Source organism: Desulforamulus putei DSM 12395 (assembly GCF_900129195.1).
GTDB lineage: Bacteria > Bacillota > Desulfotomaculia > Desulfotomaculales > Desulfotomaculaceae > Desulfotomaculum > Desulfotomaculum putei.
Genome location: NZ_FQUY01000004.1, coordinates 128,221 through 143,393, shown reverse-complemented (window position 1 = coordinate 143,393; position 15,173 = coordinate 128,221). Strand labels below are relative to the sequence as shown.

Here is a 15,173-nt window from a genome sequence, read left to right as displayed (position 1 = left end):
CTCAGGAAAACCATCGCCATAAACATCTTGGGCTTTGATTGGTTCAAAGGCAAGACAAAGTACCAACACACCTTCCGCATCAGGGAAGACGAGACCGGTGAGTTACTGAACGATGAACTGGAGATACACTTTTTGGAGCTGGAGAAGTTCATCCGGCTGAAACGCAGGCCGAAGGATGCGCTGGAAGAGTGGCTTTTGTACTTCAATAACATTGTTGGAGAAGAAATGGAGGAGATCGCTATGGGAAACCCCGGCATTCGCAAGGCCATGACCATTGAGCAGATATTCTTCAAGAACCAGCAAGAGCGCCGGCTATATGAGCTTCGGGAAAAGGCCGCCAGGGACGAAATCTCCATGATTAACGGAGCAAGAGCTGAGGGATTGGTAGAGGGTAAGGCAGAAATGGCTAAGGATGCTATCTGCAAGTACCTAGATGCAAGGTTCCCTAAGATGTCTATCGACTTGCAAGCTGAGGTTCAGAGAATTAATGACTTAGTAATCCTGGATAAAATCATTAACAAAATCTACACAGTTAATAGCCTGGATGAAGCGGCAGCTATCGTCAGAGATGCAACCGAATCAAGGGGACGGTTCTCTTGAGTCAAAAGGTGCCTGGCACTTTACCAAACTAAAGTGCAGGTGCCTTTTCTTTTCTCGGTCATTCTTTTGGGTCTGGTGGTTTTAAAGAAAGGCTACCTGTGCGGTGCCAGGTACCGTTTCGCATGGACGGAATCAAGGGGACGGTTCTCTTGAGTCTTCTTTTGCGAATCAAGTAATCGCGGTCGCTCCTGGCAAACCAAGGGGACAGTCCCCCGCCTTGTTAAAACTTTAAGGAATTAAAGCACCCTGCGCTTGGGATTACCAAAAGGTGCCTGGCGCTTTTATTCTAGCTCAAGCGGATAGAGCAGCGGTTTCCTAAACCGCGTGTCGGTGGTTCGAGTCCTCCCGGGCGTGCCACTTTTTTATTTCACTGTCAAATTATACTTCAGCCGCCAAGAAAACCTCGGACCGCAGTCCGGGGATGAAAGGCGGCTTGGTTTTTAAGTATTGAGTATTTTCTTTTAAGCATGGTAAATTTTAGATATGGATAAGGTTAAATCAACAAGACATTCACGATACCATATTAACTATACACATAGTATGGATACCCAAGTACCGGCGCAAAGTATTAGTCGGGCATGTGGCATCCAGGGCAGAAGAAATTCTTCGGCAGGCAGCAAAGGCAATCCAGGAACACTGAGGTGTTGCTATGTTGAAAGCGTATAAATACCGACTCGGCCAAGAGTATTGCTGATGCCGGCTGGGGGAACTTCAGACTAATCCTAACGAGCAAGGCTGAGAGTGCCGGCCGTAAGGTAGTGGAAGTTGATCCCAAGCATACATCACAGCTATGCTCCCGGTGCGGTGCGGAAGTTAAGAAAAAACTTTCTCAAAGGTGGCACCATTGCCCGGTTTGCGGTCTATCTATAGACCGGGATGTAAATGCTGCCATTAACATTTTAAAACGAGCAGTATAACTACCGTAAAAATTAGGGCCCGGACGGGGCCTTCGGGGACGGGCGGCGGTAGCAGCCCGGATGAACCGAGAAGCCTCACGTTTCAACGTGGGGAGTCGTCACGTAACTGAGTAAAAATTTTGGCATTAAGATGTTGACAAAGAAAAAATATTAAATTATAATCATTCTAAATTAATAGGAGACATAAATTTAAAATGATGATAAAAAAATTTAAAAATTTAGGGCTGAAATTAACGCCTCAAAGACTGGCAATTTTAAATTTGCTTGAAGGTAATGCAAAACACCCGTCAGCGGAAGAAATATACAATCAATTAAAACCCCAGTATCCTTCATTATCTCTTGCAACGGTATACAATACCCTTGAAATACTGGCTAAAGCAGGGGAATTGCAGGAGATAAGGATAAAGGCGGATAAAAGACATTTTGATCCCAATCCTGCCCCCCATGGCCATTTTTTATGCCGGAGTTGCCAATCTATTTATGATTTGGATGCAGGCCCTCTGGAAATACAAACGCCGCTTAATATTAAGGGGTATTTGGTGGAAGAATATACACTTTATTTTTATGGGATATGCCCGAGGTGTTGGAAAAAGAGCAGCGGCAAATAACCCGTAACAGGGGAATTATACAAAAAAATTAAGTTTAGGAGGTTAAATCTATGAAAAGATGGCGCTGTATTGTTTGTGGATACGTCTGCGAAGGGGAGTCTCCGGTGGAAAAATGTCCCAACTGCGGAGCACCCCAGGAAAAATTTGAACTGTTGACCGCCTCCGGTCCGGATCTGGTGGACTGGAATAAAATAGGCGTGGTTAAAGGCTCCGGTTTTGAAGAGGACCTGAACATGCAGTTTAAGGGAGAGTGCATGGAGGTGGGCTTATATATTGCCATGGCCCGTCAGGCCGAGCGGGAGGGTTATCCGGAGATAGCAGAAACAATGAAGCGTATAGCCTGGGAGGAAGCTCACCACGCAGCTCGCTTTGCTGAACTTCTGGGGGAAGGATTAAGCGAAAGCACTGAGGAAAACCTGAAAAAACTGGTAGACGGCGAAGCCGGTGCCAACCGCGGGAAAAAGGAAATCGCCGTCCGCGCCAAAAAGGAAGGACAGGACGCGATCCATGATGCCATTCATGAAGCTTGCAAGGACGAAGCCAGACATTGCATGGCTTTCTACGGTCTCTTAAAAAGGTACTTCCCAAAGGCTTAAGATATTTACACGGGAATATAAACCCTTCGTTATAAAATAGCAAGGGATGCTTGTTTTCCGGCAAGAACATCCCTTGCTAATTTTCGGTTATAAAGAAGGCCCCGGAAGTGGCAAATATGACAAAGGCATCTTCGGGCAGCGGATGTCAGCAAATTTTGCCTGCATAGGAGGCAGCTAAAGAAATCTGTATTTTAATATATGTTTAAACATGTTATTTTTAAAATATTGATACCACTGCCAAACTGTGCGAAAAACAGGCGCCGGCTTGACGCAATAAATTAAGGTCTTTTACAGCGGAATCAGAAATTATTCCAGGTTAGGATAGGGGGCAGTTGCTGTGTGGAAAGAAAAATACCGTATCGGAGTAGAATTGATTGACGAGCAGCATAAAGAGTTATTTCGCCGGGTGACAGAGTTTATAAAAACGGTTCAATCTCAGGAGTCCTGGGAAAAAAAGCTGGTTCATGTGCAAGAAACTTTGGAATTTATGAAGGACTATGTGGTGATTCACTTTGCCGATGAGGAAACCTACCAAGCAGAAATAGCATATCCAGAGCGGGAAAAACACCAAGCCACCCATGAACAGTTTAAGGCGGAAATAGAAAAGTACGTGGCAAAGCTTAATGATGATGGATACAATGAAGAAACCGTAAAGGAGCTGGGCGGCAGGCTGTTGGCCTGGCTTGTTTATCATGTTGCCGGGGATGACCAAAAGATAGGCCGGTATGTAGCACAGGGCAAGGTGGTGAAGTAATATGCAGTTGAAGGCTGATTATGTAAACGCATTTTATCTGGCGACCCAGGAAGTTTTTAAGCAGATGCTGGATGTGGAAACTGAGCTGGGGCAGCCCAGGGCAGTGGAGGATATGCTTGCCGGTAAAGAAGCCAATGTGCTGATTGGCCTGACGGGGGACATAGCTGGTTCCGTTTTATACAGTTACCCGCAAAAAATGGCACTGGAGATGGTAAAAATCTTGTCCGGGATGGAGATGGAGGAACTGGATGTTTTTGTAACATCTGCCCTGGGGGAAATGGCTAACATTATCAGCGGCAATGCCGCCTCATTTCTGGAAAAGGCCGGGTTAAAATGCAATATCTTCCCACCTCAAATTATCCTGGGTGAACATAAAACCGTTTCGGTAGCTGCTCAAAAAGCTATTGTCTTGCCTTTAAAAACAAATATTGGGGAGTTTGAGGTAAGCGTGGCGGTAAAAAATCAAACCAAATAACCGGCTTTAAAAATCCGCAGGATGGCATGGCAGTCATTTTAGATAAGATAAGCAAAGGGGTTTTTCAGTGCATACCCCTTTGCTTTTTTTGGAGAAGAAAAGCTAAACGAGCAACGCCCCTTGTACCCGAATTAATGCCCACTACTGCCCAAAAATTTCGGGAGGACTGGACTTACAATACCAACGCTATTGAGGGCAATACCATGACCTTTCAGTAAGTAGTTTATGGCAGTTATCTGAAAAAGGACGAGGACATCCCTTCCGCTGCCATCAACCTCTGATGGAGGTCCCGGTGGAAGCGGTGATGAACCGGTTGCAGTTGAGCAGAAATAAGAGTGTGCTGTTAGTGGCGCTGCTTGGTTTTTTGGTGGGCATTCCGCTGGATATTAACATGCGCCTGTTTGGCCTGTTTGCCGACCTCGTGACTGTCTACCTGGTGCCCTTTGGCGCAGTTATTGCAGCCTTTGTTTTCTTCTGGATTTACGGCGTGGAGCGACTGGTGGTAAAGGTCAATTGCAGGCTTTGATTTATAATCGAAATAAACAAGCAAACCAAGCTCGAATCGGCACAGAAAAAAGCTCCCGGCAGCCAGTTAAAAATTATAATATTAAGAGGGAAATTCCCGACAATTGTAGAAAAAAGAAAAGTTAAATAAGATTGATTAAAAGGTAAATGAGGGGAAGACTCCATGACTGCCCAAATAAAAAAACTTAAAGCAAAGAACATACCTGTTTTGGATTCGGGTAATGTATTTGAAAAAGCAGCCTTTTACGGCTTGTGTGGCCTTCTGTTTCTCTCACCATTTTTTAGGGGTTTATTCTTCGCACAGGATCAACGAGTAGCAGTAATATTTGCGACGATTATATTCTGGTTAGCTGCCCTTGTGCAGTTTCAAAAAAAAGACAAAAAGTTCTCCTTTAACTTTAACCTCATGGATTGCCTAGTGTTATGTTTACCTGTTGCATACATATTATCGACATTTAACGCAGCCAATTACTCCCTAGCCATCGATGAAGTCATAGAAAACCTCCTCTACTTTCTGGTTTTTTGGTCAGCGGTCAGACTGGTTACTTCAACTGACCGCATTGAAAAAGTCTTTACTGTAATTTACCTCAGCGCCATAGGAGTATCCCTGGCAGGGCTGCTGACAGCTTCCGGTATCATAGAAATCAAAGACGGGTTCTTAACCAGCGACGGCGGCACCATTGCATCTACATTTCAGTATAAAAACTCTCTGGCATCCTTCCTAACCGCAGCCATCTTCATTGGATCATTCCTTTGGGTAGAGAAACAAAGCCGTCTGCCGAAAATATTATTGCTGGCAGGCAACTTCCTTTTAATGACGGTTTTCTTCTCAACTCAATCCCACGGGGGGTACATCGTATTTGCCATTTACATGGTGGCATTATGGGTACTTGCCCCTGCCCAAAGAAGATTTCCTTTGATTGCAAGCCATCTGATTTTAACGACATCAGGGTTCGCAGGAAGCAGGATATTTTTACATTATATTGCCGATAAGAGTATTGCCTCAGCCTGGGCTTGCATCTTGCTGGGCGTGTGTGTTCTGGCCCTGGGACAATGGCTGCTTTTGAAATATGTTAACAGGGAAAAAGAAATAACAATATCTCTAAAGCAGCTCTTAACACTGCTCGCTGCGGCAGGTTTACTCTTAGCAGCGGTTGTAGGTTATTATGGAGTATTTCAACTCTTATTAGAAAAGTTACACATGCACGGCGCCATGGAACGCCTGACCATGTACCAGGACGGCATCAAAATGATTTTGGAGAAGCCGTTCCTGGGCTGGGGCGGCGGCGGCTGGTCCGAAGCCTACAGCCTCTACCAGGGGTATGGTTATACCGCAAGACAAACACACAGCTACTTTTTGCAGCTGGCAGTTGAAACCGGACTGACCGGACTGTTCATTGCTTTAGCCATTTGGGTTGTATTTTTGTCAAAGGCCTTTGCCATTTATAAAACTGCGCTGCAAAACGAACAGCGGCAAAGTATGGCGGCTGCTCTTATCTGCTCGACGCTGGCAATCATTTCGCATGCCGTATTTGATTTCGACTTGTCGCTGGCGGCATTAACCATAACAATGTTCACCCTGATGGCCTGCTTGCTTTCCCTTGACAACCACAGCAACAACCAGGCGGTAAGCAAACAGGGGAAAGGAATTCATATAAGCCCCGGTTACGGCCTAGCCGCATCCACCATTGGGACCGTAGTTATTCTGATTGCGTCTTTATTATTGATTTCTTCGAACAATCTAACCACAGCTGCGGTAGAAGCAATCAGGTTAGGGGATGGCAGCAAAGCAATTGACCTGACAGAAAAGGCTATTGCTATGAACCCGCTGGTGTCCGAAAATTACGGCATAGCGTCTCAGCTGTATTTTGCCTTAAAGGAGCCTGAGAAAGCCGTATCTTATGCCGAAAAAGCTGTGGATATGGCCCGCTACAACCCGGACAGGCATTTGGAATTAAGCCGGGTCTACCTCATGGCAGGCCAAACTGAAAAGGCAGTTGCCGCAGCGAAAAAAGCTGTGCAGCTGGCGCCGTTAAAGGCGGTGTACTATCAAGGGCTTTCGGAAGTGCTAATATCCTCAGCAATAAATGCATTAAAAGAGAAAAACAACCAAACTGCCGCAAAGTACTTTAAGCAGGTGTCGGCTATACCGCAAGAAATGGATGAAGTCTTACATTCCGTAGCCCCGGACAAGAAAAAATTATGGCTTGACATTGGCGCAGAACCCTTAGCAGCAACAGACAAAATGAAGCTAAACCTGGGAATTGCCCGGTTATGCACAGGAGATCCTGAGCAGGCAGGCATGTACATAAACGAAGCAGCTAAAAACCCGGAACTCCAAAAAGAAACCCTGGTTTGGCAAGCCTTGCTGGCCCGCCGTCAAGGGGATGAAACCAAAGTCCAAGCATTATTACAAGGGACAGAAAAGGACAACCCCCAAATCAAAGAACAATTTGACAAACTTTCCAAATTAATCAACTAACCAACCGGAGGTGTTTCGGTTGTCCGGTTGCCGAGCCATAAAAAAGGCCTCAGAAGCACCCTTTCAACCAAGCCCGGGTGTTTCTGCATCCCCGTCTGCCGCCCGGAGCTTGCTGGCGAGCTCTTGCATCGTACTATTAGACCTGCTGGCCATTGGTCTTAGTATGCTGATAGCCTACAGCGCCAGAAACCTTGTCTTGCCAAGCTTAATGCCCGGCTTCTTTCAACAGGAATTGCTGACCAGTACCCTGCAAAGCCTGTGGTGGCTGCCCCTGGTGGTGCTGGCCTGCCTGGCCTATGAAGAGCTGTACCAAAAGCGGCTGCCCTACTGGAAAGAAGTAGAAAAGATATTAAAGGCTTGCACACTGGCCATTGCCTTTTCTGTTTCACTGCTGTATTTAACCAAACAAAGCGCCGCAACCTCCAGAACCCTGGTGGTACTTACCTGGGCTTGTATTGTTGTATTGATACCACTGGTAAGGTATGCTGGCAAACTGCTTCTGGTCAAAGCAGGTATTTGGAAAAAACCTGTGCTTATTCTGGGTGCGGGAAAAACCGGCCAACTGGTAATGAGGGCATTAAACAGGGAGCAAACCATGGGTTATGAGATTATCGGTTTTTTGGATGATGACAAAGAAATAACCTGTGTTGCAAACCCTGCTTTAAAGAAAAATATCCCTGTACTCGGTGCCTTTGATGATGCTGAGAAAATTATCAGTGCCACCAGAGTGCAGGAAATAATCATTGCCGCCCCCGGCCTGCCGGCCAAACAACTGGTACAACTGACCAATCAGCTGCAGCCGCTGGTGCACAACGTAATGGTGGTGCCGGACCTGTTTGGTTTGTCCATGAACGGCATTGAGGTAGAATATTTTTTTGATGAACAAGCCCTGTTGTTGAATGTAAAAAACCGGCTGAAATCGGTCCTGAACAGGACTGTCAAGCGATCCTTTGACCTGCTGGCCGGCTTGCTGGCATTGTTTCTGTGTGCACCCCTGTTATTGATCATAGCCGCCGCCATCAAGCTGGACTCCCGGGGGCCAGCCCTTTTTATCCAGGAAAGACTTGGCCAGGGCGGCGCTACCTTTAACTGCTATAAGTTCCGTACCATGTTTACAGAAAGTGACAAGTTAATAAAAAGATACTTAAAAACCAACGAACAGGCCAGAGAAGAATGGCAAACATATAACAAACTAAAGGACTATGACCCCCGTGTTACCAGGGTGGGCTATTTTCTCAGGCGCTACAGCCTGGACGAACTTCCTCAACTGATTAATGTAATAATCGGAGATATGAGTTTAGTAGGTCCCAGACCCTATTTACCTCGAGAAAGGAAACAAATGAGCAGCTGGGCTCACGACATTCAGGTGGCCAAACCGGGCATCACCGGGCTCTGGCAGGTCAGCGGGCGGAATGAAATAGATTTTGCAGGCAGGCTGAAGTTGGACACCTGGTATGTCCGAAACTGGTCATTGTGGTTGGATATTGTATTACTCATAAAAACTATAAGAGTAGTTATTAAACGTGAGGGAGCCTATTAGAACATAAAAGGTGTGTCAGAATTGATTGGTGCAAAAACTGCCCCGGATGTAAGTCTGATTATCGTAGCGCATAATGCAGGAGAATGGGGTGGTTCAAATAAACCCGTCAGTTACACTAATAATACCAACTCTTAACGGTGCCGGAGAGCTTCCGGTGTTATTTAAACAAATAAGCCTGCAAACAGTTAAAGTCAAAGAGGTAATAATTATTGACTCTCAATCTACGGATAAAACCGTTCAGGTGGCCGAAAGCTATGGCGCGCAGGTAATCACCATTGGCAGAGATGAGTTTGACCATGGAGGCACCAGAAACCTTGCAGTAACAAAGGCCACAGGAGATATTGTTATCTTTATGACCCAGGATGCTGTTCCTGCCAATGAAGATACGATTGGAAACTTAATAAAACCGTTGGAGGAACCAGCAATCATTGTTTCCTATGCCAGGCAACTGCCGAAGGCAGGTGCTAAAATAACGGACAAGTTTCTCAGGCAGTATAACTACCCTGCCCAAAGCAAGGTAAAATCAAAGGCAGATATTCCTGCACTGGGCATTGGGACTTTTCAAAACAGCAACGTTTGTGCTGCCTATCGGCGTGCAGAATTTGAGAAACTGGGCGGTTTTCCGCAGCCAACGGTATCCAATGAAGATATGCTGTTTGCCGCCAAGGCCATCTTGGCTGGCTATAAAGTGGCCTATACGGCGGAAGCCATGGTGTTCCATTCCCATAACTATAACTGCCGTCAATTATTTAAGCGTTATTTTGATATTGGAGCTTCACTGGATAACGCACCCTTCATTAAACAGGTGGGGAAAGCGGAATCCAAAGGGCTTGATTTTATATGTAATCAGTTAAAATTTGTACATGCAGAAAGCGGCTTGGTTTCTGTTCCTGCAGTTTTTTTTGAGGCTTTATGCAAATACGCTGGATATAAATTAGGGGAAAACCATCGGTTGCTGCCAAAGACTTTCAAGAAATACTTGGGGTTGCACAAAGGTTATTGGATCAGAGCTGCCAACACTACTGATTAAAGCTATAATCAATTTGTAACCTGAAATTGTAATGTGCAAAAAGTTGGGGGAAAACATGAAAATATTGATTACCGGAGCCCACGGCATGCTGGGAAAAGACCTTGCAGAAACGCTTAAGGAAAAGCACAGCTTAATATTAACAGGCAGGGACAACCTGGATATAACTGACTTAAAAAAATGCAGGGACTTTATTTTACAGGCAAGGCCGGACATAATAATTAACTGTGCGGCTTATACACTGGTTGATAAATGCGAAGAAGAAATAGAGTTAGCTTACAGGGTTAATGCCCTTGGTCCCAGAAATCTTGCCGTTATATGCAATGAGCAAGATATACCGCTGGTACAAATAAGCACCGACTATGTTTTTGACGGCACCAAGGGTGCAAATTACCTGGAAGACGATATCAAAAACCCCCTGAGCATCTATGGTAAATCAAAATCCCTGGCAGAAGATTACATTACTGCCCTTACCAATAAATTTTACATTGTTAGAACATCCTGGCTGTTCGGCGAAAACGGCAACAACTTTATTAAAACCATGCTGCAGTTAGGGAAAACAAGGGACAGTATAACTGTTGTCAACGACCAGTTTGGCAGCCCGACATATACCAGGGATTTGTCCCAGGCCATTGCCTGTCTCATCGAAGAACCGAGGTACGGGATTTATCACATTACAAACAGCGGCTATACCAACTGGTATGAGTATGCCAAATACATCTTTGCACTGGCCGGTTATAAAGTAACTGTTCAACCAATCAGTTCAGAAAAATTTAACCGACCGGCACCCAGACCAAAATATTCAGTACTTGAAAACAGGCTCTGGCAATTGGAGGGGTTTCCCCGGCTGCGCAGTTATCAAGAAGCAGTTAAGGAGTATGTAGAGAACTACCTTGAAAGAGAGGAAAAATCATGAAAGGAATTGTTCTGGCAGGGGGATCGGGGACAAGACTCTATCCCATTACCAAGGCAGTATCCAAGCAACTTCTACCTATATACGATAAGCCGATGGTTTACTATCCATTGTCCGTCCTGATGCTGGCGGGCATCAAAGAAATACTGGTTATATCAACCCCCAGGGATTTACCGCTCTATGAAGAACTGCTGGGGGACGGAAGCCAACTGGGCATCTCATTTTCCTATGCCGTTCAGGAAGCGCCCAGGGGACTGGCCGAAGCCTTTATTATAGGGGAAAAGTTTATCGGCGAAGATAAAGTATGCCTTGTTTTGGGAGACAATATCTTCTACGGTCAAAGGTTTACAGAAATTTTAAGAAGAGCTGCTGCTTTGGAAGAAGGGGCAGTTATTTTTGGCTATTATGTTAAGAACCCCCGGGAATTTGGGGTGGTGGAATTTGACGAACAGGGTAACGTGCTATCCTTAGAAGAAAAACCCCAAAGACCCAAGTCCAATTATGCTGTACCGGGGCTGTATTTTTATGACAACGACGTAATAAGTATAGCAAAATCAATTAAACCTTCGGCCAGAGGGGAATTGGAAATCACAGCCGTAAATAATGAGTATCTGAAAAACAAAAGGCTAAAGGTTGAACTGTTCGGCAGGGGTATGGCCTGGCTGGATACAGGAACCCATAACGGGCTTTTAGAAGCCAGCAACTTTGTTGAGGCAGTACAAAAAAGACAGGGTCTCTACATATCATGCTTGGAGGAAATCGCTTTCAGATTAGGATATATAACGAAAGAACAACTTTTAAACCTGGCGGAACCTCTCGCCAAAACTGAGTATGGCAAATATCTTATCGATATTGCAGAAGGGGTTTAGAATAAAATAATGGGCAAATTTAGCTTTATCAAGACAGAAATAGAAGGGCTTTATATCATTGAGCCAACGGTCTTCGGTGATAACAGGGGCTATTTTATGGAGACATACAATGCCAGGGAATTTAGCGAGGCTGGTCTTGATGTGAACTTTGTACAAGATAATCAGTCCAAATCAAAGAAAGGTGTGCTAAGGGGTTTGCATTTTCAATACAAATACCCCCAGGGCAAGCTGGTTAGAGTTACCAGGGGAGAAGTGTTTGATGTAGCTGTAGATTTAAGGAGAAATTCTAAGACCTACGGCAAATGGTATGGAGTTATTCTCTCGGAAGAAAACAAACGGCAGTTTTATATCCCTGAAGGCTTTGCCCACGGGTTCCTGGTGATCTCAGATGAAGCCGAATTTGTATATAAGTGTACTGACTACTACCACCCCGAGGATGAAGGCGGTATATTGTGGAATGACCCGGAGATAGGCATAACATGGCCTTTGGAAAAAGTAAAAGAGGTCATTCTTTCGGAAAAAGATAAGAAATGGAAAACCCTGAAAGAAACACCTGTAGAATTTTAAAGCTTATTTTGAGGTGGCATGATGAAAAAAATATTAGTAACAGGCGGAGCAGGCTTTATCGGCAGTAATTTTATCAAATATATGCTGGATAAATATCCTGAATACAAAATAATAAACCTTGATTTGCTAACCTATGCCGGTAACCTGGAGAACTTAGCCGAGGTAGAAAACCTCCCGAATTATACCTTTGTCAAAGGTGATATTTGCGATGGCTCCCTGGTTAATCAACTGGTATCAGAAGGGGTCAACTATATCATTAACTTTGCCGCAGAATCCCATGTTGACCGGAGTATAGAAGACCCTGGAATTTTTATACGCACAAATGTGATGGGGATGCAGATTCTTCTTAATGCAGCCCTTAAAAATAAAATTGATAAATTTGTACAAATCTCAACCGACGAGGTTTATGGCAGCCTGGGAGAAACCGGCTATTTTACCGAAGAAACCCCCCTGGCTCCCAACAGTCCCTATTCCGCCAGCAAGGCCGGGGCGGATATGCTGGTGAGAGCCTATTACGAGACCTTTAAATTGCCGGTTAATATTACAAGATGCTCCAATAACTATGGACCCTATCAATTTCCTGAAAAACTAATACCTTTGATTATTGCCAACGCTCAGGAGGATAAAGAAATTCCGGTTTACGGAGATGGTCTTAACATACGGGACTGGCTACATGTGAAAGATCACTGCCGTGCTATAGATGCAGTACTCCACCGCGGAAAACCGGGCGAGGTTTATAATATCGGCGGCAACAATGAAAGGAAAAACATTGAAATTGTAAAGACGATATTAGAAATCCTTAATAAACCGGAATCCCTGATTAAGTTTGTAACAGACAGGCCCGGACATGATAGGCGTTATGCCATTGACGCAACGAAAATAAAGAAGGAACTGGAGTGGGAACCATCGTACCCTTTTGAAAAGGGGATAAAAGAAACAATTAAGTGGTACCAGGAAAATAAAGAATGGCTGGACAAAGTACGGCAAGGTGAATATAGAGAATACTATCAGCGGGTGTATGGCAATAGGTAGAGTGTTTATTATATCCCATTAGTATTTACTATGCTATTAATGAGGAGATTTTACATTAATGAGTCATGAGTCAGCTCTTCAAAGAAAAATGCATCCGTCCATTGCCAAAGACGATGCTGTTGGCATGAACCCCCATCAAGCTCATCCCGCCACACCTATGGCCATGTTCATGAGCCTCTGGCGCAACCGCAGTCTTATCCGTCAGATGACCCGGCGCGAGATACTGGGCCGTTACCGCGGTTCGGTTATGGGCCTGGCCTGGTCTTTTTTTAACCCGGTGCTGATGCTATTCGTCTACACTTTCGTCTTCTCCGTCGTGTTTAAAGCCCGCTGGGGTGTGGGAGGAGAAGAAAGCAAGGCCGACTTTGCCATCATTCTTTTTGTAGGCATGATCGTACACAGCCTCTTTGCTGAATGTATTAACCGGGCGCCAGGGCTGATTCTTTCCAATGTTAATTATGTTAAAAAAGTAGTTTTTCCTTTAGAAATTTTACCCTGGGTGGCCATGGGATCAGTCCTTTTTAATAGTCTTGTGAGTACGTTTGTATTATTGCTGGCGCAACTTATCATCAACCAGTCTCTGCCTTGGACCAGCGTGTTTTTTCCGCTGGTACTGTTACCTCTTGTATTTGCTGGCATGGGTTTTGCCTGGTTTTTGGCGGCGCTGGGAGTTTATTTGCGCGACATAGGTCAGATTACCGGTATTTTCACCACGGTGCTCATGTTCTTGTCACCCGTGTTCTATCCGATATCAGCGTTGCCTAAGGAATACCAGGTCTGGCTGCACCTTAACCCGCTCACACTTATCATCGAAGAAAGCCGCAAGGTATTAGTTTTTGGAAGTTTGCCTGACTGGCCTGCTCTGGGCGTCACATTGCTAGCAGGATTGGCTGTCGCTGCCACTGGCTTTTGGTGGTTTCAGAAAACTCGGAGGGGGTTTGCAGATGTCATCTAATGATATTGCTATCAGGGTCAGCAATCTCTCCAAGTGTTACCACATTTACGACCGGCCCCAGGATCGGCTTAAGCAGTATATTGTTCCCCGTTTGCAACGGCTTGTTGGCAGACAGCCGAAAAACTACTTTCGTGAGTTCTGGGCGCTCAAAGACGTATCTTTCGAGGTAAAAAAAGGCGAAACTGTCGGCATCATCGGGCGTAACGGGTCAGGCAAATCAACGCTGTTGCAACTTATCTGCGGCACCCTTACCCCCACCAGTGGCACAGTGGAGACCTACGGCCGCATTGCGGCACTTCTGGAGCTGGGTTCTGGCTTTAATCCGGAGTTCACGGGACGAGAGAATGTATACATGAACGGCGCGGTTCTCGGCCTTAGCAAAGAGGAAATCGATGCCTGCTTCGATGATATCGTTGCTTTTGCCGATATTGGTGAGTTTATAGATCAGCCTGTAAAAGTATATTCAAGTGGAATGTATGTTAGATTGGCTTTTGCTGTGGCGATTAGCGTTAAACCTCAAATTTTAATTGTAGATGAGGCATTAGCCGTAGGTGATGCAAAATTTCAATCAAAATGTATGGATCGAATAAAGAAACTAAAGGTAAGTGGTGCTAGTATACTGTTTGTATCACATGATGTGAGTTCCGTGCGCACACTTTGTGACAATGCCATATGGTTAGATAGAGGGTGCATTCGGCGTTATGGCGATGTTTTTGCCTTGACTGCCCATTATGTGGAATACTTATTTGGAGACGAATTAAAACAGACATTTGAGGTGATTGAACACCAAACTAATTTAGTACAAAATGATTTAAGTTTTTATCAAGAGGTTCACGCGGAAAAGGAAGAACAGCCAGTAAATCACTGGGGAACGCATAAAGGTATAATTTTAGATGCTGGCATTTATGATACTCAAGGTAACAAAAAAAATGTTTTTGTAAATCGGGAAAGAATGCAAGTGCGTATTCTCTTTCGGGTACCACCTGGGTGTAACCGTAAAACGCTAAGTGTTGCGTTTTCATTCAAAGATTTAAAAGGTACGGATCTTATAGTTTCTACAACATGGGACAATAAACAATTAGGTCTTGAATGTGAGGGAGATACAATTGAGGTAATTTTTGAACTTGAAAACTGTTTGAACACAGGCAAGTATATGCTTGTAGCTGCTATTGAAGACCGAGCAGCACCAACTATCCAATATTATGAGTATGTTGAAGGAGCTCAATATTTTGCCACACTATTTAAGCATAAATACTTTGGGGTTTTTGTACCGAAAGTAAAACACAAAGTAATAAATAAGGGGTCAGAATGAT

Annotated in this window: 16 protein-coding genes and 1 pseudogene; all 17 read left to right on the top strand. The window is 44.7% G+C overall.

What is annotated here, in order from left to right; translation table 11 throughout:
- Positions 1–600: Rpn family recombination-promoting nuclease/putative transposase (locus BUB67_RS04745; protein ID WP_143157002.1), on the top strand; the 600-nt coding region annotated here is incomplete at its 5' end.
- A 483-nt stretch (positions 601–1,083) separates the two neighbouring features.
- Positions 1,084–1,219: pseudogene (locus BUB67_RS04735) on the top strand (transposase); the annotation flags it as partial.
- Between the two features lie 43 nt (positions 1,220–1,262).
- On the top strand, positions 1,263–1,517 hold the full coding sequence (locus BUB67_RS16825; protein WP_073236538.1) for a zinc ribbon domain-containing protein: 255 nt from the start codon (positions 1,263–1,265) through the stop codon (positions 1,515–1,517).
- Between the two features lie 194 nt (positions 1,518–1,711).
- Positions 1,712–2,125, top strand: a complete 414-nt coding sequence (locus tag BUB67_RS04725) for a Fur family transcriptional regulator (RefSeq protein WP_073236534.1) — start codon at positions 1,712–1,714, stop codon at positions 2,123–2,125.
- A gap of 50 nt (positions 2,126–2,175) precedes the next feature.
- Positions 2,176–2,721 (top strand): NADH peroxidase, encoded by a 546-nt coding sequence (locus BUB67_RS04720; protein ID WP_073236531.1) that lies wholly within the window; start codon positions 2,176–2,178, stop codon positions 2,719–2,721.
- Between the two features lie 337 nt (positions 2,722–3,058).
- A complete protein-coding gene (locus BUB67_RS04715; protein WP_073236528.1) occupies positions 3,059–3,475 on the top strand; it encodes a bacteriohemerythrin in 417 nt (138 codons plus the stop codon).
- A 1-nt stretch (position 3,476) separates the two neighbouring features.
- Positions 3,477–3,950: a chemotaxis protein CheX gene (locus BUB67_RS04710; RefSeq protein ID WP_073236525.1), complete on the top strand. Its 474-nt coding sequence runs from the start codon at positions 3,477–3,479 to the stop codon at positions 3,948–3,950.
- A gap of 292 nt (positions 3,951–4,242) precedes the next feature.
- Complete coding sequence (locus BUB67_RS04700) at positions 4,243–4,476, top strand: hypothetical protein (RefSeq protein ID WP_073236519.1); 234 nt, start codon at positions 4,243–4,245, stop codon at positions 4,474–4,476.
- Positions 4,477–4,893: 417 nt separating this feature from the next.
- Positions 4,894–6,957 carry an O-antigen ligase family protein gene (locus tag BUB67_RS04695; RefSeq protein WP_238456956.1) on the top strand — a complete coding sequence of 688 codons (2,064 nt, stop codon included), beginning with the start codon at positions 4,894–4,896 and terminating at the stop codon, positions 6,955–6,957.
- A gap of 19 nt (positions 6,958–6,976) precedes the next feature.
- Complete coding sequence (gene wbaP / locus BUB67_RS04690; RefSeq protein ID WP_084127640.1) at positions 6,977–8,497, top strand: undecaprenyl-phosphate galactose phosphotransferase WbaP; 1,521 nt, start codon at positions 6,977–6,979, stop codon at positions 8,495–8,497.
- A gap of 73 nt (positions 8,498–8,570) precedes the next feature.
- Positions 8,571–9,527, top strand: coding sequence for a glycosyltransferase family 2 protein (locus BUB67_RS04685; protein WP_073236512.1), 957 nt, complete (start codon positions 8,571–8,573; stop codon positions 9,525–9,527).
- 55 nt (positions 9,528–9,582) lie between these two features.
- Positions 9,583–10,440, top strand: coding sequence for a dTDP-4-dehydrorhamnose reductase (gene rfbD, locus BUB67_RS04680; RefSeq protein WP_073236509.1), 858 nt, complete (start codon positions 9,583–9,585; stop codon positions 10,438–10,440).
- Complete coding sequence (gene rfbA, locus BUB67_RS04675) at positions 10,437–11,306, top strand: glucose-1-phosphate thymidylyltransferase RfbA (RefSeq protein WP_073236506.1); 870 nt, start codon at positions 10,437–10,439, stop codon at positions 11,304–11,306. Before rfbD ends, rfbA begins: the two co-directional genes overlap by 4 nt.
- Before the next feature lie 9 nt (positions 11,307–11,315).
- Entirely contained in the window at positions 11,316–11,873 is a 558-nt protein-coding gene (gene rfbC / locus BUB67_RS04670; protein ID WP_073236503.1) for a dTDP-4-dehydrorhamnose 3,5-epimerase, read from the top strand.
- A 21-nt stretch (positions 11,874–11,894) separates the two neighbouring features.
- Positions 11,895–12,905 (top strand): dTDP-glucose 4,6-dehydratase, encoded by a 1,011-nt coding sequence (gene rfbB, locus BUB67_RS04665; protein ID WP_073236500.1) that lies wholly within the window; start codon positions 11,895–11,897, stop codon positions 12,903–12,905.
- Between the two features lie 58 nt (positions 12,906–12,963).
- Positions 12,964–13,860 carry an ABC transporter permease gene (locus tag BUB67_RS04660; protein WP_238456954.1) on the top strand — a complete coding sequence of 299 codons (897 nt, stop codon included), beginning with the start codon at positions 12,964–12,966 and terminating at the stop codon, positions 13,858–13,860.
- On the top strand, positions 13,850–15,172 hold the full coding sequence (locus BUB67_RS04655) for an ABC transporter ATP-binding protein (protein ID WP_073236496.1): 1,323 nt from the start codon (positions 13,850–13,852) through the stop codon (positions 15,170–15,172). Before BUB67_RS04660 ends, BUB67_RS04655 begins: the two co-directional genes overlap by 11 nt.
- Position 15,173 lies beyond the last annotated feature (1 nt).